Below are 20,116 nucleotides of genomic sequence, written 5' to 3'. Positions count from 1 at the left end.
TTCGTGAGAAGGTTGATTTGCTCCCAGTTACAGGTCCTTTATCCTTTACATCCTGAAATTACGACATCCTGAAATTACGTTGCAAGGGCGCTTCGACCACCAGCAGCTGAATAGTGCTTCCCTGTCAAATTCACCCTTCGTTAATCTTTCCAGATCCGGGGACTCACGGGAGCTTTCATCTGTGACATTCGGCCGCATTGTCGGTTATCCAGAAGAGCAGGCAAAGCTGCTGCCGGAAAATCGTGTCATGGAGCATTGACCCCCACCTTCCAAAGCATATAATCGTCGAATAGTCGTGCTCTATTTTAGGGCAGAGTCATACTTTTTCCGGGCTCACTACGCTGCCCCCTCTCTGAGCACTGGCATATCCGGCCAGGCTCGCTCCCGGAACCCGGAAGAAAAAAAAGGTGATACACCCCACGTTTTGGTACGTTCTATAGCAACAAGATAACCGGAAAAATACATGAACGAATTTAGCGATCAAATATCAGCATACTTTACTCACGTACCTATGTGGCCCCTGGTTTTGCTGGGCGCGGGAATTGTAGTGGCCGGTATTTATGAAATGTTCACCCGCAGACGGCGGACGGAGGCTGCTGAAGAATTCCGCTCGGCCATTTTATCCACCCTCTCTGGCCTGTATCCCGAACCTACCAACTGGCCGAGAAGTATCGATACTTATCTGCGGGCACGCTTGCCGGTCATGCATGAAATCATCGAGGACTTCAGATCGAGTGTGCGGCAGCAGGATATCCCGGCGTATAACAGGGATTGGGATAATTACTATGAGTTCTGCCGCAATGAGATTACCGATGACAAATGTATTGCCGCGGAAACGAACCCGGGCAGGGAATCAGACCCGAAAAAAACTTTTCACCAGCTTGTCTCAAACCTTTTGCGTTATGCGGAATGAGGCCTGGACAATAATTTGTAAGGCACGGCCAGCGAGATTCCGAATACGATATGGGTAGCCAGGGTGATCCAGTCCCGTGCTACGGAGAACCAGGGAAAAATCAGGGTCATTCCGTACATATTCGTTGCATAGATGATCAACCCGAAGACAGCGCCTGCCAGCATGGAAGCCACTATGCCAGGACGGGAAATGAGGGGCGCCAGAATCAGGCCATACGCAATGGAAAGCATGAAATGAATAAAGGTTGCGACGATCATGACTTTCCACTCGAATGTGGCGGGCGGCGGGAGGACATCAGGACCCATTAGCATTGCCGCAGTCAGCCGCGCATCCCGGTAAAAAATGGAGGGGAGTGCATCAGTGAATACCCACCAGAGAACAAGCTGAGCGCCGGTGGCAATGACACCGGCGATGATTCCGGCAGCAACTGCCGCGCCAGGATTGATAGGCATTTACGGTAGGGAGAAAAGGTTCTTCACAGTTCCACCACTGAAAAACGTATTCGTTTTACAATGATAGTAAAGTTCCGAAAACCTTACCCTACAAGTTCGGGGGCCGGAGGGCCCTTTTACGGGTGAGCATGAAACGGACAGGCAGCCGCCAGCCCACGCCGGAATACAATCCCACGAGATGGTAATCGCATAATCATTCACCTCATGCAAAGTGTCGACCTGACCCATCATTTCCTCATCGCCATGCCGGCCATGACAGATCCCTTCTTTGCGAAGACGCTGACCTATATCTGCGAGCATAGTGACCAGGGCGCACTGGGCCTGGTGGTGAACCGGCCGATCGATCTCACCTTGAAGGACCTGTTGGATCAGCTTGATATTTCTTCCGATGACCAATTGACGCGAAGATTTCCAATCATGTTCGGCGGTCCGATCCAACTCGATCGTGGCTTCGTCCTCCACCAACCCGTGGGTAAATGGCAATCGACCATGGCAGTGAATGACGATGTAGGGCTTACCACCTCCCTCGATATTTTACGGGCGATAGCAAACGGCGAGAGCCCCAGGCAACTCCTGGTCGCGCTAGGCTATTCCGGGTGGGCGCCGGGCCAGATAGAGCACGAATTATCGCAGAATGCCTGGCTGACGGTGCCTGCATCCCCCGCCATCATTTTTGAGTTACCTGCAGAAGAACGTTTGACAGCTGCGATGCAGTTGCTTGGAGTGGACTTTTCGAGTCTGTCGGATGAAGTGGGCCATGCCTGAAAGTATCGCCCATTCAACGAAGGAGCAATACTTCAGCCATTACAGGCAGAGCTGACGGATCAGATACTCGATATGGAGGAAGCTGAAAAAGCGAGTCAGCCGCGCGCCGGCACAGCGTTGGCTTTCGATTTCGGCGAAAAACGGATCGGCGTCGCGATCGGGAATCTGGAATTGGGATTGGCTCATCCTCTTGTTACCATATCCAACGAGAATAAGGAGGAATGCTTGAGAAGCATCGCCCGGTTAATCAAGGAGTGGGAGCCTGTTTTGCTGGTGGTTGGACTGCCGGTTCATGCGGACGGTGCAGAGCACGAGCTTACCCGTCGAAGCCGCCGCTTTGCGCATCGCCTTCAGGCCCGGTTTGGCATTTGCACTGTCCTGGAGGATGAGCGTTATACCTCGATCAGCGCCAGCGCAGCACTGGACGAAGCGAGTGTCAGAGGCAGGAGACAGAAACAGGTGTTGGATCAGATCGCGGCTCAACTGATATTGCAATCTTATTTTGACAAACGAAATGCAATTACCTGAAGCGGAAGACCTGCTGGCTGTGCTGACTGCCCGGATCCGGCAAGGCATTTCCAGTGATACCGCAGTCGTGGGAATTCATACCGGCGGAGTATGGCTTGCGGAAAGGCTGCATAAGGATCTGCAACTGGCGCTCCCCCTGGGAGTGCTCGATGTCTCCTTCTATCGTGACGACTTTGGACAGATCGGCCTGCATCCCCAGATCAGACCTTCGGACATCCCGTTCAAAGTGGAAGGAAGCCACATCATTCTCGTGGATGATGTGCTTTATACAGGACGAACGATCCGGGCTGCCATCAACGAACTGTTCGATTACGGGCGGCCGGCAAGCATTCGCCTGGCTGCGCTGATAGACAGGGGCGGGAGAGAGCTTCCCATTGCTGCTCAATACATTGGCACGACCCTGGAGGTGCCCCCTGCAAAAATGCTGGCCCTGGAAAAAAAAGCGGATGGAAAGCTGGGCCTGAGCCTGTATGACAAGCACCAGGGCAATGAGTAACAATCCGCAGCTGAATAAAAATGGTCAACTGCAACACCTTCTGACTACCGAAGGGCTGCCTGCTTCCATTCTCCTGAATATTCTCGATACTGCCGAGCCGTTCGTCGGAGTCACGGAACGTGACGTCAAGAAAGTGCCGTTGTTGCGCGGAAAATCCATATTCAACCTGTTCTTCGAACCCAGTACGCGTACACGCACGACCTTTGAAATTGCTGCAAAACGGTTGTCTGCCGATGTCATCAATCTCAACATTGCGGTGTCGTCCCAGTCCAAAGGAGAGACACTGCTGGACACGGTGAACAATCTTTCCGCCATGCATGCCGATATGTTCGTGGTGAGGCACGCTCAGAGCGGGGCTGCGCACCTCATTGCGCAGCATGTCCGCTCTGAAATTCACGTCATCAATGCCGGGGATGGACGGCACGCGCATCCCACGCAGGCGCTGCTTGACATGTTTACCATTCGTCGCTGCAAGCGCGACTTTCGTAACCTGCGCGTCGCCATAGTGGGCGACATTCTTCATTCCCGGGTGGCCCGCTCGCAGATTCATGCGTTGACGACGCTCGGGGTACCGGAAGTACGCGTCATCGCACCCAAGACATTACTGCCCGCCAAGGTCGAACGTCTGGGCGTGCATGTTTATCATGATATGGCAAAAGGACTGAAGGACGTCGATGTGCTGATGATGCTTCGTCTGCAGAACGAACGCATGCTCAGCGCACGTCTTCCGAGCACTGAAGAATACTTCAAATATTACGGGCTCACTCCCGAGAAACTGGCGCTGGCGAAGCCGGATGCAATCGTTCTGCATCCCGGACCCATGAACCGCGGGGTTGAAATCGATTCGGTCGTAGCCGATGGAAAGCAATCTGTAATCCTACCCCAGGTAACATTCGGCATCGCAGTGCGCATGGCGGTAATGTCCATTCTGGCTGGAAGCTGAAAGCCATGAATATCGCCATCCGAAATGGTCGTGTCATTGACCCGAAAAACAGCTTCGATCGCGTAACGGATATTTACATCCGGGCCGGCAAAATCGCCTCTCTCGGCGCCGTCCCGCCCGGCTTTGAAGCACGTCGGGAAATAAACGCCCAAGGATTGATCGTGTGTCCCGGACTTGTGGACCTCTCGGCCCGGCTACGGGAACCCGGCCTGGAATACAAGGCGACGCTTGAATCAGAAATGGGAGCTGCGGTGGCGGGAGGCGTTACAAGCCTGGCATGCCCCCCCGATACCGATCCTGTGCTGGACGAGCCCGGACTGGTGGAAATGCTGAAATATCGCGCAAGGGGCCGCAATCAGACGCGTGTTTATCCCATTGGAGCGCTTACCCGTGGACTGAGAGGTGAATGGCTGACTGAGATGGCTGAACTGCACAGCGCGGGGTGTGTCGCATTCGGCCAGTCGGACAGGCCGCTTCCCAACAACCGGGTGCTCATGCAGGCGATGCAGTATGCATCCACCTTCGGGTTTTGCCTGTGGTTGCGTCCCCAGGATGTAAATCTCGCTGATGGCGGGGTTGCCCACGATGGGGAAGTGGCGACGCGCCTTGGCCTGGCCGCCATTCCCGTCTGCGCCGAAACTGTGGCCCTGTCCCACATCATCCTGATGGCAAAAGAAACGGGCGCCAGGGTGCACTTGTGCCGGATCTCCAGCGCGGAAGGTGTGGCCATGACACGCGCAGCCCGGAAGCAGGGGTTGCCGATTACCTGCGACGTGGCGGCCAATCATGTCCACCTGTCCGAAATGGATATTGGCTTCTTCGATTCCAACTGTCATCTGGTACCGCCGTTGAGAAGTCTGGGAGACCGCGACGCCTTGCGCGCAGGACTGCTGGATGGCACTATAGATGCCATATGCTCCGACCACGCCCCCGTGGACGAGGATGCAAAGCTGCTGCCCTTCGCAGAGGCGGAGGCCGGCGCAACCGGCCTTGAATTGCTGCTGCCGCTTACGCTGAAATGGGCGACGGAAACGAAGCTGCCCCTGGTAGCCGCGTTATCGAGGATCACGGGAGAACCTGCCCGCATCCTTGGGGTGGAAGCCGGCCATCTTACGCCCGGCGGCGATGCCGATTTGTGTATTTTCGACCCTGATCATTACTGGATGATTGAAGCCTCGACACTCAAAAGCCAGGGCAAGAACACGCCGTTCCTGGGCTGGGAGCTGCAAGGCAAGGTAAAGTACACGCTGATCAATGGAAATGTTGTTTACGCGGACTAGGCGCCGCAACACGGACATGTATTTTCGAGTTCTCTTCTTTCAAACTGACTGACTGAATTTCCATCAATGAACCCTTTGCTCGATTTTTCCGGATTGCCGCGCTTTGCCGAGATTCGTACCGAACATATCACACCGGCTGTAAGTCAATTGCTGGGTGACAATCGTGCCCTCATTGGGCGAATACGGCAGGATACCGACTTGCCGACCTGGGACAACTTCGTTCAACCCATGGCGGATGCCAACGAACGGCTCTCCCGTGCGTGGGGGCAGGTATCCCATCTGAATGCCGTGGTAAACACACCGGAACTGCGCGAGGCTTATAATGCCAACCTGCCTCTTGTCACGCAGTATTATGCGGAGCTGGCCCAGGATCAGGCGCTGTTCGAAAAATTCAAGGAATTGCGCGGCAGCAGGGAATTCGAAGGACTGAGCACCGCCCGGAAAAAGGTCATCGAGAATGAGTTGCGGGACTTCCGGCTGGGCGGGGCAGAACTGTCTGCCGAGAAGAAAGCGCGCTTCCTCCAGATTCAGGAAGAGCTGTCAGCGCTGGGCTCCCGCTTCAACGACAATCTCCTAGACGCCACCAACGCGTTTGTATTGCACGTGGAGGACGCCGGTGAGCTTTCCGGTATTCCTGATGATGTATTGCAAGCAGCGAGAGAAGTTGCGGAAAGAGATAATGCGACTGGCTGGAAGTTCACCTTGCGCGCGCCTTCGTATCTGCCTCTTATGCAATACGCGGACAACAGGGAGCTGCGTGAAAAAATGTACCGCGCCTACTCCACCCGTGCCAGCGAACTGGGCACAGCCGCCCTTCCACTCGAGGATACGGGCAATCTGGATAACACTCCACTCATTGCCCGAATACTTGAACTGCGCAAGGAAGAATCGCAGTTGCTCGGATTCGAATGCTATGCCGAAGTATCGCTGGCGACGAAGATGGCGTCTACTCCGGCCCAGGTGTTGGACTTTCTTGGCGAGCTCGCCGACAAGGCCAAGCCCTATGCCGAACGCGACCTGAAGGAGTTGCGCCAGTTTGCAGCCGACAAGCTACAACTGGATACCCTTGAAGCGTGGGATCTGGCGTACGTCAGCGAAAAGCTGCGCCTCGAGCGTTATGCCTTCTCAGAACAGGAAGTAAAGCAATATTTCCCGGAAACGAGCGTGCTGCCGGGCATGTTTGGTCTGGTAGGGAATCTTTATGGCATCAACATCACTCCGGTGGAAGCAACCACGATTCAACTCTGGCATCCGGATGCCAAACTGTTCAATATAGCCGACAGTGAGGGAAAGCTCATCGGCCGGTTCTATCTCGATCTCTACGCACGACCCGGCAAGCGGGGAGGAGGCTGGATGGATGATGCGATCAGCCGCCGCCGGTATGTTGGGAGCGCGGACAATCGGGAATACGCGGTTCAAGCGCCTGTCGCATACCTCAACTGTAATTTTTCCGGACCTGTCTCTCATGGAGAGAAAGTTCGCCCTGCCCTGTTCACTCATGATGAGGTCATTACCCTGTTTCATGAATTCGGACATGGCCTCCATCACCTGCTAACCCGGGTAGACGACCTCGGCGTATCTGGCATCCATGGCGTGGAATGGGATGCGGTGGAACTGCCCAGCCAGTTCATGGAAAACTTCTGCTGGGAATGGGAGGTAATCAGCAGGATGGCAAGGCACGTGGATACGGGCGCGTCCATGCCGCGTGAACTGTTCGACAAGATGCTGGCGGGGAAGAACTTCCAGAGCGGCCTGCAGATGCTCAGGCAACTCGAGTTTGCATTGTTCGATATGCATTTGCATTTCGATTTCGACCCGTATGGCCAAAAAACCGCGCAGCAACTGCTCGATGAAGTCCGCGAGCAGGTTGCCGTCATCATCCCTCCCGGATTCAACCGCTTTCCCAACAGTTTCTCGCATATTTTCGGGGGAGGCTATGCCGCCGGATATTACAGTTACAAATGGGCGGAAGTGTTGTCCGCGGATGCATACAGCATGTTCGAGGAAAATCCCGCAGGAACCGTTGTCAATTCTGAAACCGGATTACGCTTCTGGAAAGAAATTCTCGCAGTAGGTGGAAGCCGGCCGGCATTGGAATCTTTTATTGCATTTCGGGGACGCGAGCCAGAAATAAATGCGCTCCTGCGGCATAATGGCATGGCGCCAGCGCCTGCATGACACGCTTGAGAAAAAGAGGGCAATGAAGCTTAAATCAACCTATCCTGCATGAATTCGGAATCCAGGAATATGGGGCTCATGCTTCCCCCTATACCGGTTGCAACCTGCGAATTGTGGGAAAACGACTCCAATTCAGCCCTTTGAACCCAAGAAAGTGAAAACCATAAGTAATTCAACGGTCTCGACTATAGGAGAAAACCAGATGAAAGGTGTGACACGGGAAGTCATTACGGCAATGATGCTGACAATAGCATTAGCGGGTTGCGCGCAAAAACCGCCCGCTCCGAAAGTGGAGGAGCAGGCGCAGAAATATAGTGACGGTGAGCTGCCGCTGCCGGATAACTATAAAAGCTGGCCCAAGTTTCTATCTGAAGTACAGCGTCCGGACAATAAGCAAGTCCGGGAAATCTATATCAATCCTACTGGGCACGGGACCAAGATGGGGGAGGCCTTCCCTGATGGAACCATTACGGTGATGGAAATCTACAAGGCAGGCGAGGCGGCTGACGGAACGCCGCTCAGAGGACCGGATGGCAAGCTCGTCAAAGGGGAATTGCAGAAGATCGGCGTGATGGCGAAAGGAGCCGGTTGGGGGGAGAGCGCGCCAACGGACCTCAGGAATGGAGACTGGGTATATTCAATGTATATGGCGGACGGCAAAACAAAAGCGCCCGATGATCTCAATACCTGCCGCGGGTGTCACCTGCCTTTGAAAGACAAGGATTATATTTTCCGCTACGACGAGTATTTCCAGAAGCGGGCAAGCTGATGCGGCATCGACGTATTGAAACCGCGCATAAAGCTGCGTATTGAAGCTGTTTCAGGAAGCAACCATTGAATCCTGCCGCCGAGCCGCCTCTCGGCGGCAAAACCAGGACCAGGGTTTCACTCAAGGCAATCTGATTACATCCTGCTATCCTGCTGGGCTTCGTTTCTGCCAGTTCCTTTTCTTTCCGGCCATCCCATTAGGCGGAGAGGCCGATGTCAACATCGCTCCCCTCAGCTTTATCGCCGGACGCCATAGACGTTACCGGAACGGGAATGTTCTTTGCGCTGCGCCATTACATCCCCAAATGGACGGAACTGCACAGGTAAACGGGAGAGATTAATTCAGCTTGCCATGACACTGTTTATATTTCTTTCCTGAGCCGCAGGGACATGGGTCGTTACGTCCAATCTTTTCTCCCTGGCGGACGAACGGCTGATGTTTCTGCGAACGCTCCTGGACTTCGATATCTTCCCCACTCTCGGGACTCCTTTCTTCACCCAGCGCTTCTTCAAAAGCAGCGTGATGGTACTGCACATTGACTGGCGCGTGGTGGGTTTCCGCCACGGCTTCCACCTGTTGCTCACTTCTGATCTGCACCGCCATGAGGGTCTTGGTGACTTCCGCCTTGATTTCTTCGAGCATGGACGTGAAGAGTTCAAAAGCCTCGCGCTTATATTCCTGCTTGGGATTTTTCTGCGCATATCCGCGCAAATGAATTCCCTGGCGCAGGTGATCCAGTGAGGCGAGATGCTCGCGCCAGTGAATGTCAAGACTTTGCAGCATGACCGCGCGCTCATACTGATGCATGATAGCCGCTCCCACCTGCTCCACCTTGCCGGAGTAGAGCGCATTCGCCGCCTCTATGATGCGCTGATGAAGGCTATCCTCATGTAAGTCCGGTTCCTTTTCGAGCCATTCCCGCAAGGGCAGGGGCAGGTAATACTCGGCGGCCAGCGCCTTCTCCAGTCCTGGAATGTCCCATTCCTCCTCGATACTTTGCGGCGGCACATGGAGTGCGATGAGATTGCGCAGCATGTCCGCCCGCATCGCAGTTGTCGTTTCGGTAATATCTTCCGACTCAAGCAGTTCATTGCGTTGCTGATAGATGACTTTGCGCTGATCATTGGCCACATCATCGTACTCCAGCAGTTGCTTGCGTATGTCGAAGTTGCGCGCCTCCACCTTGCGTTGCGCGTTCTCGATTGCGCGCGTCACCCAGGGATGTTCAATGGCTTCTCCCTGCGGCATGTTGAGCCGCTGCATGATGCTTGCTACGCGGTCGGATGCAAAAATGCGCAGCAGCGCATCCTCCAACGATAGATAAAACCGGCTGGAACCAGCATCTCCCTGACGACCGGAACGGCCACGCAACTGATTATCTACCCGACGCGATTCATGGCGTTCGGTGCCGATGATATGCAACCCTCCTTTTTCCAGCACTTCATCATGAAGGGTCTGCCACTGCTGTTGCAGTTCCGCAATCCGTTCTGTTTTCTCTGATTCGCTCAGAGTCTCATCGGAGCGGATGCGCTCGAATTCAGGTTCGGGATTGCCGCCCAGCACGATGTCCGTGCCCCGGCCGGCCATGTTCGTGGCGATGGTGATCATTTTCGGACGACCCGCCTGGGCGACGATTTCCGCCTCTCGCGCGTGCTGCTTCGCGTTCAGCAGCTGATGCGGCAATTTCTCGCGGGTCAACAGGGAGGAAAGCAGTTCGTTGTTTTCAATCGAAGTGGTACCCACCAGAACAGGTTGACCTCTCTCCTGGCAATCCTTGATGTCCGCGATAATCGCCTGGTGCTTTTCGTCCATCGTGCGGAATACCTGGTCCATCCGATCGACACGGATCATGGGACGGTGGGTCGGAATGATCACGGTTTCCAGCCCGTAAATCTGCTGGAATTCGTAAGCTTCGGTATCGGCAGTGCCGGTCATGCCTGCCAGTTTCTCGTACATCCGGAAATAATTCTGGAAAGTGATCGAGGCGAGCGTCTGATTCTCCTTCTGGATGGTAACACCTTCCTTTGCCTCCACCGCCTGATGCAAGCCTTCGGACCAACGCCTGCCTGACATGAGCCGTCCGGTAAACTCATCGACGATAACGACTTCGCCATTCTGAATTACGTAGTGCTGGTCCCGATGGAACAAGGCGTGTGCACGCAGACCGGCATAAAGGTGGTGAACGAGACTGATATTCGCGGGATCGTACAGGCTTGTTCCGGGGGGAAGCAAACCGCTCTGGACCAGCAGTTTTTCCGCGTGCTCGAACCCTGATTCGCTCAACAATACCTGCTGAGCTTTTTCATCTACGCTGAAATCCCCCGGACTGTCCTCGTTTTCCTGACGGACCAGTTTGGGAATCAGCGTGTTCATGCGCACATAAACATCCGTGTTGCCTTCCGCCTGCCCGGAAATGATCAAAGGAGTACGTGCCTCGTCGATCAGGATGGAGTCGACCTCGTCGACAATGGCAAAATTGAGCAGGCGCTGTACCCGTTCGATCGAATGATTCACCATATTGTCGCGCAGGTAATCGAATCCGTATTCGTTGTTGGTTCCATAGGTTATATCGGCCGCGTAAGCCGCCTGCTTGTCGCCATGATCCATCTGGGACAGAATCACTCCTACGCTGATCCCCAGGAATCGATAGATGCGCCCCATCCATTCGGCATCGCGCTTTGCCAGATAATCGTTCACGGTGACAAGGTGCACACCCTTGCCCGCCAGGGCATTGAGGTAAGCAGGCAAAGTTGCCATCAGTGTCTTGCCTTCACCTGTCCGCATTTCGGCAATCCTGCCGTCGTGAAGCACCATGCCGCCAATCAACTGCACATCGAAATGACGCATTCCGAGCACGCGCTTGCCTGCTTCGCGCACGACCGCAAATGCCTCCGGCAGCAGCATATCGAGATTGGCTCCTTCCCCGATGCGCTGCCTGAACTCTTCGGTCTTTCCACGCAACTCAGCATCGCTCAGCGCCGCAATCGTCGCTTCCAGCGCATTGATCGCCGCTACGGTCTGTGAATACTGTTTGATGAGCCTGTCGTTACGGCTCCCGAACACTTTTTTGAGCAGATTGTTGAGCATGAAAATTCTATTTCTATTAAGCGATCGTCAAAAAAATAGGGGGTGAGGTTTTTTCGGCCTCACCCCCCACTGCAAAGTATTTATCCCGGCTCAGCCCGGCATCTTCAGGAACCGGGACGGATTTTGCGGCGAGCCCCTATGCCTGACTTCAAAGTGAAGATGCGGACCGGTAGAGCGGCCTGTGCTGCCCACTTCCGCAATCTTCTGTCCACGCACCACTACCTGGCCCACCTTCACCAAGCGCTTGGAGGCATGAGCATAGCGGCTGACAAAGTCGTTGCCGTGGTCAACATCAATCATATTACCATACTCAGGATGATAATCGGAATACACTACCACGCCCCCTGCTGCCGCGAGAACGGGCGAGCCGGCAGGCATTATGAAGTCGATACCTTCATGAAAATGACGCTTTCCGGAAAAAGGATCGATACGCAAGCCAAAACCGGAGGAGTACGCCTTTCCCTCTACCGGCATTGCCGATGGAAGAAACTTCTTCCTGAGCCTGTCCTGCATCAGCAATGAATCCAGGGCGTCGAGTTTGTCGGTGCGATCATCCAGCGTCCGCGCCAGCTCCTGTATCTGACTGTTGAATTCGGTAAATGAGATATCCTGTAATTGCTGTGTAGACAACGTACCTCCCTGCCCCGGATTCTGGTTGAACAGGTATTCCTGCGGCTTCATGCCGGCCAGCTCTGCCAGCCGCATCCCAACGGAATCGAGCCGCAGTAGCTGAGCCTGCATCTGGCCCATCTTGATCGCCATGGCGTTGAGACTGTCGCGCAGATAGGACTGCGTTTTCTGGTGCTCTTCCTGCTGTGCGCTTAAAACCAGGGATTTCAATGTGGGGCTATCGATCTTGTCTGCATATCGCAGGGATATATAGTTGAGTACCATCGCCATCAGCATGGAAGCAAAAAAGAACCCGGAAACCACGAGCGTAAGGTGTTTACCGGTTAAAGTCAGGGTTTTTGCTTTTGCCGAATTATTGGAAATTAGAATAATATTCATCTTCTCCCCTAATCATGATTCAGCCATGACTGCCCGCAAGATCGATTTCTACCTTGGGACCCTTAGGCTGACGCCTGAGCATCAGCGGTTATTCAATCACGCGGAAAAGTTAACCGAGATGCAAAGGGCATTTAAGAAAATTATGCTGCCCAACCTGGGCAAGCACTGCGCTTTAGGTGGCTTCTCTGAAGGAAGCCTGACAATTTGCGCGGATAACGGTGCGATTGCCGCAAAACTCAGGCACATGCTGCCATCATTATTATTAAAGCTTCAGGCAGCCGGGTACGAGGTTACTGCAATTCGGATTGCTGTGCAAGCAAATTACCGCGACATTCGCGGAAATGATTTCCCGGACAGAAAACGACAAATAGATAAAGAAGGCATCAAGAGCTTGAATGTCCTGGCTGCGGGTCTGGGAGATTCACCATTGAAAACCGCGGTGGAGTCGCTGCTGGAAAAACAGCAAAGGAGACTCTGAGAGAAAAGGCGATGATGCCTTGTTCGATCCCTATTTTTATCCCTAGACCCGAACAAAACCGCGAGCCGACCTAAGGGGAGCAAAATCGGAAGGGAACAAAGGCAGAAGGAAGGGTATCCAACCATCAGGGTGGAAATCAGCAAATCGCCGCGCATGAACATGCGCTGCGCTGAATGCTACCCAGGCGAGGGAATACTCCATCGCAGGAAGTAACGGATCGCTCAGTTTGCTGAGACGACCTGCAAGAAAAAACTCCCAGCGATAACAGGCTGTTCCGCCCCTCTGCGCTTCTAAGCCGGAATCAAGGTAGATCAGAAGGCAAAAGATATTCAGCGCAGCCAATGCTACTGATGAATCTCACCTCAGACCAGTCTCGCTCCAGACCGGATACAACCGGTAGCCGTTGCTCGATCAGCCTGCTTCCTCAGTCGGCCTGTTTTCTCAGGAATGCAGGGATATCCAGTATGTCCACCCCTGACTGCTTCATCGCTTCGACGGCTGCATCCCGCTGCCTGTTCGTGCGGATCGAAGCAGGACCTTCCGAATCCTTCCAGTTCATGCTGTCGATACTATCCATGGGGGTGCGCGGGTGGACAACGCTCAAGGGCTTGGGCGGGACGCGATTAGCGCCTCCCAGGCCGACTCCGCCCAGACCGGTCGCCACCACGGTCACACGCAGATCATCATGCATGTCGTCGTCAATGACTGTCCCGACGATTACGGTAGCGTCTTCGGCGGTGAAGTCCTTGATCGTGTTCATTACATCATGTACTTCGCGCATCTTCATTGCGGCGTTGGCGGTGATATTTACCAGTACTCCACGGGCACCGGCAAGATTGATATCCTCCAGCAAGGGACTTGCAACTGCCTGCTCGGCTGCGGCCTGAGCGCGCTCGGGACCACAGGCAATCGCCGAACCCATCATTGCCATACCCATTTCGGACATCACCGTTTTCACATCGGCGAAATCGACATTGACGAGTCCCGGGCAATTGATCACTTCGGCGATACCGGCGACGGCGCTATACAATACGTTGTTGGCTGCCTTGAATGCATCCAGCATGCTGACGTCTTCTCCCAGCACCGCCATCAGCTTGTCATTCGGAATCACAATCAGTGAATCAACGTATTGCGCAAGCGCTTCCAGTCCTGCCTGGGCCGCTCTCACGCGCCTGCCTTCAAATACAAAAGGTTTCGTGACTACGGCGACGGTCAGAATTCCCATTTCCCTTGCAACCTGAGCCACTACCGGCGCAGCGCCTGTTCCAGTTCCGCCGCCCATGCCCGCAGTGATGAATAGCATGTCCGCCCCTTCAATCAGCTCGGCAATGCGGTCACGGTCCTCCAGGGCGGCATGCCGTCCAATCTCTGGATCCGCCCCCGCCCCCAATCCCTTGGTGATCGTCGACCCCAATTGCACCAGGGTACGCGCCTGATTGCGCTTCAACGCCTGCGAATCGGTATTGGCGCAAATAAAGTCGACGCCTTGCACACCGTTTTCCATCATGTGATCTACGGCATTACCACCGCACCCGCCAACGCCGATGACCTTGATAACAGCTTCCTGTGTTTGTGTATCCATGATTTGGAACATCACGCACCTCCCTTTTATGTGTTCAAACAATAAACGTTACCCATTGAGATCCTGACTGTATGCAATTCGCACATGCACTTGCCAGGTACAAAGTACTGCTTTCGAGCTCTTCCATGCCCCTTCCATGCCCGCACGCAGCCAGCAACTCAGAAATTGACCTGAAACCAGCTTTTCATCCTGTCCAGAATCCGCGTGAATGAATTACCTTCCAGCCTGCTTTGCTGGTGCTGTTGAAACTGGTCCACCCCTGAGAGGATCAAGCCTATTCCGGTGGAGTATCTCGGTGTGACCACCACTTCCTCCAGACTGCCGTGGTAATTGGGCAATCCCAGTCGCACCGGCATGTGGAATATTTCTTCACCGAGCTCCACCATCCCTTCCAGCGAACTGCTGCCACCCGTGATCACGATCCCTGACGACAGCAATTCTTCGAATCCGCTGCGGCGCAATTCAGCTTGTACCAGAGAGTAGAGTTCTTCCACTCGCGGCTCGATGACTTCCGCCAATGTCTGTCTTGACAGATGGCGGACCCCACGATTGCCCACTCCCGCCACCTCCACCATTTCGTGCGGGTCAGCCATGCTGCGGAGCGCGCATCCATGACGGCACTTGATGCCTTCGGCGTCGCTTGGAGAAGTACGCAGGGCCAGCGCAATATCGTTGGTAATCTGATCTCCTGCAATCGGAATCACCGCGGTGTGACGGATGGCGCCCCGGGCAAATACTGCAATATCGGTCGTACCCCCGCCGATATCCAGCAGACAAACGCCAAGATCTTTCTCATCTTCCGATAGAACGGCCATTGCGGAAGCAAGAGGCTGCAACACCAGGTCGCGCACTTCCAACCCGCAGCCGCGTACACACTTGAGGATGTTCTGGACGGCCGATACCGAACCCGTAACGATATGAACCTTGACTTCGAGCCGCACACCGCTCATGCCAATCGGTTCCAGAACATCCTCTTGCTCGTCTATGATGAATTCCTGGTTGAGCACATGGAGCACCTGCTGGTCGTTCAGAATATTCACGGCCTTTGCCGTCTCCATCACCCGCTCAACATCCTGCCGCGTCACCTCCTTGTTCCTGATAGGCACCATGCCATGCGAATTGAAACTTTTGATATGACTGCCTGCGATACCGGTATAAACCTCACGGATCTTGCAGTCCGCCATCAACTCCGCCTCCTCCAGCGCGCGTTGAATCGCATTCATGGTTGCATCGATATTGACGACCACGCCTTTCTTCAGGCCCCGTGATGGATGACTGCCCATACCGATCACTGTATATCCGCCTTCGGGCTTCATTTCAGCGACAACAGTCACAATCTTCGAAGTGCCGATATCAATGCCGACAACCAGATTTTTCGCTTCACTGCCTCTATTCATTTGCCTTGCAATCCCTGCTTCCTCCCGCTCCACGGGATTCCCGGAAATCCTGCCTGTCTGCTCCTGAGGAGCTTCACTGCTATCGCGTTCCACGCGCTGCGAAACCACTGACATAACGTAAATCTACATAACTCAAATGTTGATTCAATCGCGCTGCGACCAGATCGTGTGCCTGTACATAGCGCTCCAATCGCTTCTCCAAGTGCTCTCGCCCGAGATCCAGTATCGTTCCATTCCCAAGGCGAATCCGCCACGCACGCCGGGGTGAAAGTTCCATCTGCTCTACATCCTGCTTCAATGGCTGTAGCAATCTGGTAAAAACTGCATGCTGATGCACCATTTCACGAACACTCTCTCTTGGTCCTTCAAATATCGGCATCGGCTCATCCGATGTAGCATTGAATATCTCTCCCTGCCTGTTGACCAAGGCACTATCGCCCCAGTGTGCCAGCGGCACATGCTCCTCGACCACTACGTCCAGCCCACTCGGCCAGATCCGTCGAACACTTGCCACCCTTACCCACGCCAGTTTTTCGAACGTGCGCCGTGCAGCCTCAAGATCAATGGTTAAAAAATTTCCTCCCACTTCGCGATGAACTGCGTCAGAAACCTGTTCTCGCGTCACATGCTTAAGCTCACCGCTGCCGCTGTTGCTCCTGATATTGACTTCCTTCAGCGGCAGCACCGGCAGATGGATCGTCCACTGGACCACAAGGTAGATCGCTATCAGTCCCGCCAGCGCAAACAGCCAGTCTGCCACCTGGTTCAATGCCTGATGGTTATCCCACATGGGCCAGTTCCAGTATCTTCAGTACCAGTTCCTCGAACGATATTCCTGCCGTTTTTGCCGCCATGGGAACAAGACTATGTGTGGTCATCCCGGGTGAAGTGTTCGCTTCGAGGAAATAGGGAGTGCCCGACCTGTCCAGTATCAAATCCACCCTTCCCCAACCTTCGCAGCCCAACAGTCTGTGCGCCTGCAATGCCTGTTTCCGAATGACGCACTCCTGCTCCTCGGACACCCCGCTCGGGCAGAAATACCGCGTCTTGTCCGACAGGTATTTCGCTTCGTAGTCGTACAGATCACCCTCGACCTGAATTCGCACCAGCGGCAACGCAACATCTCCGAGAATGGAAGCCGTGAGTTCGGTTCCTTCGATAAACTGCTCCGCCAGCACCATGGCATCATGGCGGGCAGCAAGACGCCATGCGGCGGCGACTTCCCCTGCCTTCCTTACCTTGCTCAGGCCAATGGTGGAACCCTCTCGCGAAGGTTTTACAATCAGCGGCAGGCCGAGCTCTTTTGCCACTGCATCAAAATCGCTCTGCTCATCGAGCAGAATATGGCGCGGCGTGTTGATGCCCGCGGACTGCCAGAGCAATTTGGTGCGCCATTTGTCCATTGCCAAGGCGCTCGCCAGCACGCCGCTCCCGGTATAGGGAAGCCCCAGCAACTCCAGCGCACCCTGAACTGTCCCATCTTCGCCATAGCGACCATGGAGGGCGATATGAGCACGCGCATATCCTTGATGTAAAAGCGCGTCCATGTGCTGTTCGGAGGGATCGAATGGATGAGCATCCACTCCGCAGCGGCGCAGGGCATCGAGTACGGCTTTGCCACTTTCAAGGGAAATCTCGCGCTCCGCTGATCGCCCTCCGAGGAGAACCGCGACTTTCCCGAAGTCATGACTACCCGCCATATCCACCATCCTTCCTGTACGCAACCCGGGAAACACGCAACCCAGACCTGCCAGGAGTTCCTATAATGCGCACCTCCTGTTTCAGTTCCGTACCGGTCTGCTTTTTTACGGTTTCACGTACCGCAGCAATCACCGCTTCTATGTCGGAGGCGGCAGCGCCTCCGGTGTTCACAATGAAATTCGCATGCTGCGGCGAAACCATGGCGCCACCGATACGGAACCCCTTAAGCCCACACGCCTCGATGAGTCGCGCCGCCTTGTCATTCTCCGGATTCCGGAACACGGATCCGGCATTCGGCAGGTTTAAAGGCTGACTCTGGATACGGCGGGCAAGCAACTCCTTGATCTTCTGCCGAACTGACGCTGCATCGTCCCGCGGCAGCGCGAACCACGCGCCCGAGAACCATTCACTTCCCAGAGAATCGTCAGGGACATTTTCTGTGCCGCCAGCCTTTTGGCTCCCGGTACTCCCCTCTTCCTTCAACGCCACGTGCCGGTAGCCAATTTCGTAATTCCCAGGCAATCGTCTGCGCAACCCCCCCGAGCGGTCCATGGTTTGTACGCTCGAGACGATGTCCCAGGTTTCGGCCCCATAGCATCCGGCATTCATTGCCAATGCCCCGCCTACGGTGCCGGGAATACCTGCCAGGAATTCCGCTCTCCCCAGCCCCTGCAACGCAGCAAATCGGGCGACTTTGGCGCACGCTACCCCTGCGCCGGCGTAAATCAGCATCTCGCCCGCATCGGATTGTTCCAGCCGCAAATCGTTCAGGCGGGCGTGCAGTACAACGACACTGCCCCGCACCCCGCCATCGCGTACCAGGAGATTGCTGCCAAGCCCCACCACATATACTGGTTCATTCCAGGGCAGGGCGCGCAGAAATGCCGCAAAATCACCCAAATCCGCTGGCAGAAAGATGCGCCCTGCGCTCCCGCCCGCGCGCCAGGAGGTGTAGTTCTTCATCGGCTGATTATGGCGCAACTCGCCACGAACGCTGGCATAATCAAGGGAAAGGTTGATTTCTGACATATCCATTCAGGAGCCCTGTAACAAAAGCACTGCGGGTTCCCTGTTTTCTTTCGGACTGGCCGGCAGGCGAGCTTCAGCCTGCGAATCCCGGGAAAGGGTAGGAGCTACCCCTCCCACTGATCCTGCTCCCATTACCAGCACCACATCCTTATCCCTGGCGATGCTGTGAATTGCCTCCTCCAGTTCGTCCACCCGCTCGACAAAGATGGGTTCCACCTTGCCGAGCACGCGCAGCGACCGCGCGAGCGATTTGCTGTCTGCGGCAATGATGGGCGTTTCGCCAGCGGAATAAACTTCTGTCAGGAGCAGTACATCGGCTGTGGATAGAACTTTGACGAAATGCTCGAACAGGTCGCGCGTGCGTGTATAACGGTGCGGCTGAAACGCCAATACCAGGCGGCGTCCCGGGAACGCGCCGCGCGCTGCGGCAATTGTGGCCGCCATCTCCACGGGATGGTGGCCGTAGTCATCGATCAGGGTAAAACTTCCGTTTCTGCCGGTTTCGGAATCAGCCAGGGGAATTTCGCCATAACGCTGGAATCTCCGGTCAACCCCCTTGAAGTCCGCCAGGGCCCGGACGATGGCAGCATCCGGCAGTCCGACCTCATTGCATACGGCTATTGCCGCAAGCGCATTTTGCACATTATGCAGGCCAGGCAGATTCAGCACGATTTTGAGTTTTCGAGTTTTGCCGTTAACCCCTATCAGAGCGGTAAAGTGCATCTGACCTTCACTGTGACGAATATCCGCGGCGCGCACCTGCGCGGTTTCCGATAATCCATATGTGGTCACAGGCTTGGTAATAGCCGGCATGATCTCGAGTACGTGGGCATCATCCACGCACAGCACCGCCATGCCATAGAAAGGCAGATGCTGTACAAAATCCACGAATGCCTGCTTGAGCTTGCCGAAATCATGCTCGTAGGTATCCATGTGGTCGGCATCGATATTGGTGACCACAGCCAGCACGGGTTGCAGGTGGAGGAACGAAGCGTCGGATTCATCCGCCTCCACCACGATGAACTCGCCACGACCCAGCTTCGCGTGGGAACCCGCCGCCTCCAGCCGGCCTCCGATAACGAATGTGGGATCCATGCCCGCTTCCGCCAGCACGCTGGTGATTAGGCTGGTGGTGGTGGTTTTGCCATGCGTACCCGCGATGGCGATTCCCTGCCGCAACCGCAGGAGCTCGGCCAGCATGATAGCGCGCGGAACGACTGGCACTTTGCTCTCCCGCGCCGCAAGAACCTCCGGATTATCGGGCAGAATCGCGGTCGAGGTTACGACTGCATCCGCCGATGCCACGTGAGTGCGCGCGTGACCGATATAAACCATCGCGCCCAGTTTTTTCAGTCGCCGGGTGGTCACACTATCATGTATATCCGAGCCGCTGATCTTGTATCCCAGGTTGAGCAGCACTTCGGCGATTCCGCTCATGCCGGACCCGCCAATACCCACGAAATGAATATGCTTAACTTTGTGTTTCATACTTTTCGTTGTTTACACATAA

At 55.0% G+C, this 20,116-nt stretch carries 18 protein-coding genes; 9 read left to right on the top strand and 9 right to left on the bottom strand.

What is annotated here, in order from left to right; all coding sequences use genetic code 11:
- Nucleotides 1-463 precede the first annotated feature (463 nt).
- The gene (locus AC52W5_RS03095) at nucleotides 464-913 is read left to right on the top strand and encodes a hypothetical protein (protein ID WP_074975564.1); all 450 of its coding nucleotides are present in this window, start codon (nucleotides 464-466) and stop codon (nucleotides 911-913) included.
- Here the strand turns inward: AC52W5_RS03095 and AC52W5_RS03090 are convergent.
- The gene (locus AC52W5_RS03090; RefSeq protein WP_074975563.1) at nucleotides 901-1,365 is read right to left on the bottom strand and encodes a sodium:proline symporter; all 465 of its coding nucleotides are present in this window, start codon (nucleotides 1,363-1,365) and stop codon (nucleotides 901-903) included. The two genes, AC52W5_RS03095 and AC52W5_RS03090, sit on opposite strands and share 13 nt — an antisense overlap.
- Before the next feature lie 204 nt (nucleotides 1,366-1,569).
- Here AC52W5_RS03090 and AC52W5_RS03085 point away from each other — a divergent pair, with 204 nt between their 5' ends.
- From AC52W5_RS03085 to AC52W5_RS03055, 7 genes are all read left to right on the top strand, one after another.
- Nucleotides 1,570-2,130, top strand: a complete 561-nt coding sequence (locus tag AC52W5_RS03085) for a YqgE/AlgH family protein (protein WP_074975562.1) — start codon at nucleotides 1,570-1,572, stop codon at nucleotides 2,128-2,130.
- 72 nt (nucleotides 2,131-2,202) lie between these two features.
- Nucleotides 2,203-2,658: a Holliday junction resolvase RuvX gene (ruvX, locus tag AC52W5_RS03080; RefSeq protein WP_074975561.1), complete on the top strand. Its 456-nt coding sequence runs from the start codon at nucleotides 2,203-2,205 to the stop codon at nucleotides 2,656-2,658.
- Complete coding sequence (pyrR, locus tag AC52W5_RS03075) at nucleotides 2,645-3,154, top strand: bifunctional pyr operon transcriptional regulator/uracil phosphoribosyltransferase PyrR (RefSeq protein WP_074975560.1); 510 nt, start codon at nucleotides 2,645-2,647, stop codon at nucleotides 3,152-3,154. Before ruvX ends, pyrR begins: the two co-directional genes overlap by 14 nt.
- The gene (locus AC52W5_RS03070) at nucleotides 3,147-4,097 is read left to right on the top strand and encodes an aspartate carbamoyltransferase catalytic subunit (RefSeq protein WP_495669931.1); all 951 of its coding nucleotides are present in this window, start codon (nucleotides 3,147-3,149) and stop codon (nucleotides 4,095-4,097) included. Before pyrR ends, AC52W5_RS03070 begins: the two co-directional genes overlap by 8 nt.
- A gap of 5 nt (nucleotides 4,098-4,102) precedes the next feature.
- Complete coding sequence (locus AC52W5_RS03065) at nucleotides 4,103-5,377, top strand: dihydroorotase (RefSeq protein WP_495669930.1); 1,275 nt, start codon at nucleotides 4,103-4,105, stop codon at nucleotides 5,375-5,377.
- A gap of 66 nt (nucleotides 5,378-5,443) precedes the next feature.
- Nucleotides 5,444-7,555 carry a M3 family metallopeptidase gene (locus tag AC52W5_RS03060; protein WP_495669929.1) on the top strand — a complete coding sequence of 704 codons (2,112 nt, stop codon included), beginning with the start codon at nucleotides 5,444-5,446 and terminating at the stop codon, nucleotides 7,553-7,555.
- A 202-nt stretch (nucleotides 7,556-7,757) separates the two neighbouring features.
- Nucleotides 7,758-8,324, top strand: coding sequence for a cytochrome P460 family protein (locus tag AC52W5_RS03055; protein WP_081363646.1), 567 nt, complete (start codon nucleotides 7,758-7,760; stop codon nucleotides 8,322-8,324).
- Between the two features lie 336 nt (nucleotides 8,325-8,660).
- On the opposite strand, the gene secA is transcribed toward AC52W5_RS03055, so the two are convergent.
- Together secA and AC52W5_RS03045 are read right to left on the bottom strand one after the other, a co-directional pair.
- Nucleotides 8,661-11,411, bottom strand: a complete 2,751-nt coding sequence (gene secA / locus AC52W5_RS03050; RefSeq protein WP_495669928.1) for a preprotein translocase subunit SecA — start codon at nucleotides 11,409-11,411, stop codon at nucleotides 8,661-8,663.
- A 90-nt stretch (nucleotides 11,412-11,501) separates the two neighbouring features.
- Nucleotides 11,502-12,419: a M23 family metallopeptidase gene (locus AC52W5_RS03045; protein WP_495669927.1), complete on the bottom strand. Its 918-nt coding sequence runs from the start codon at nucleotides 12,417-12,419 to the stop codon at nucleotides 11,502-11,504.
- Between the two features lie 25 nt (nucleotides 12,420-12,444).
- Between AC52W5_RS03045 and AC52W5_RS03040 the strand changes: the two genes are divergently transcribed.
- On the top strand, nucleotides 12,445-12,897 hold the full coding sequence (locus AC52W5_RS03040) for a DciA family protein (protein ID WP_074975554.1): 453 nt from the start codon (nucleotides 12,445-12,447) through the stop codon (nucleotides 12,895-12,897).
- 424 nt (nucleotides 12,898-13,321) lie between these two features.
- Here AC52W5_RS03040 and ftsZ read toward each other — a convergent pair whose 3' ends face one another.
- The 6 genes from ftsZ to murC all read right to left on the bottom strand — a co-directional run bounded on the left by ftsZ (nucleotide 13,322) and on the right by murC (nucleotide 20,094).
- Nucleotides 13,322-14,491 carry a cell division protein FtsZ gene (gene ftsZ, locus AC52W5_RS03035; RefSeq protein WP_113066362.1) on the bottom strand — a complete coding sequence of 390 codons (1,170 nt, stop codon included), beginning with the start codon at nucleotides 14,489-14,491 and terminating at the stop codon, nucleotides 13,322-13,324.
- 146 nt (nucleotides 14,492-14,637) lie between these two features.
- Nucleotides 14,638-15,876, bottom strand: a complete 1,239-nt coding sequence (gene ftsA / locus AC52W5_RS03030; protein ID WP_495669938.1) for a cell division protein FtsA — start codon at nucleotides 15,874-15,876, stop codon at nucleotides 14,638-14,640.
- A 79-nt stretch (nucleotides 15,877-15,955) separates the two neighbouring features.
- Complete coding sequence (locus AC52W5_RS03025) at nucleotides 15,956-16,666, bottom strand: cell division protein FtsQ/DivIB (RefSeq protein ID WP_495669926.1); 711 nt, start codon at nucleotides 16,664-16,666, stop codon at nucleotides 15,956-15,958.
- Entirely contained in the window at nucleotides 16,656-17,576 is a 921-nt protein-coding gene (locus tag AC52W5_RS03020) for a D-alanine--D-alanine ligase (protein ID WP_495669925.1), read from the bottom strand. The genes AC52W5_RS03025 and AC52W5_RS03020 overlap by 11 nt, the downstream gene beginning before the upstream one ends.
- Complete coding sequence (gene murB / locus AC52W5_RS03015) at nucleotides 17,566-18,612, bottom strand: UDP-N-acetylmuramate dehydrogenase (RefSeq protein WP_495669924.1); 1,047 nt, start codon at nucleotides 18,610-18,612, stop codon at nucleotides 17,566-17,568. Before murB ends, AC52W5_RS03020 begins: the two co-directional genes overlap by 11 nt.
- Nucleotides 18,613-20,094: a UDP-N-acetylmuramate--L-alanine ligase gene (gene murC / locus AC52W5_RS03010; protein ID WP_495669923.1), complete on the bottom strand. Its 1,482-nt coding sequence runs from the start codon at nucleotides 20,092-20,094 to the stop codon at nucleotides 18,613-18,615.
- Nucleotides 20,095-20,116: the final 22 nt, after the last annotated feature.

This window comes from Nitrosospira sp. CT (genome assembly GCF_059489795.1).
This window is presented reverse-complemented; position numbering and strand designations above follow the sequence as displayed.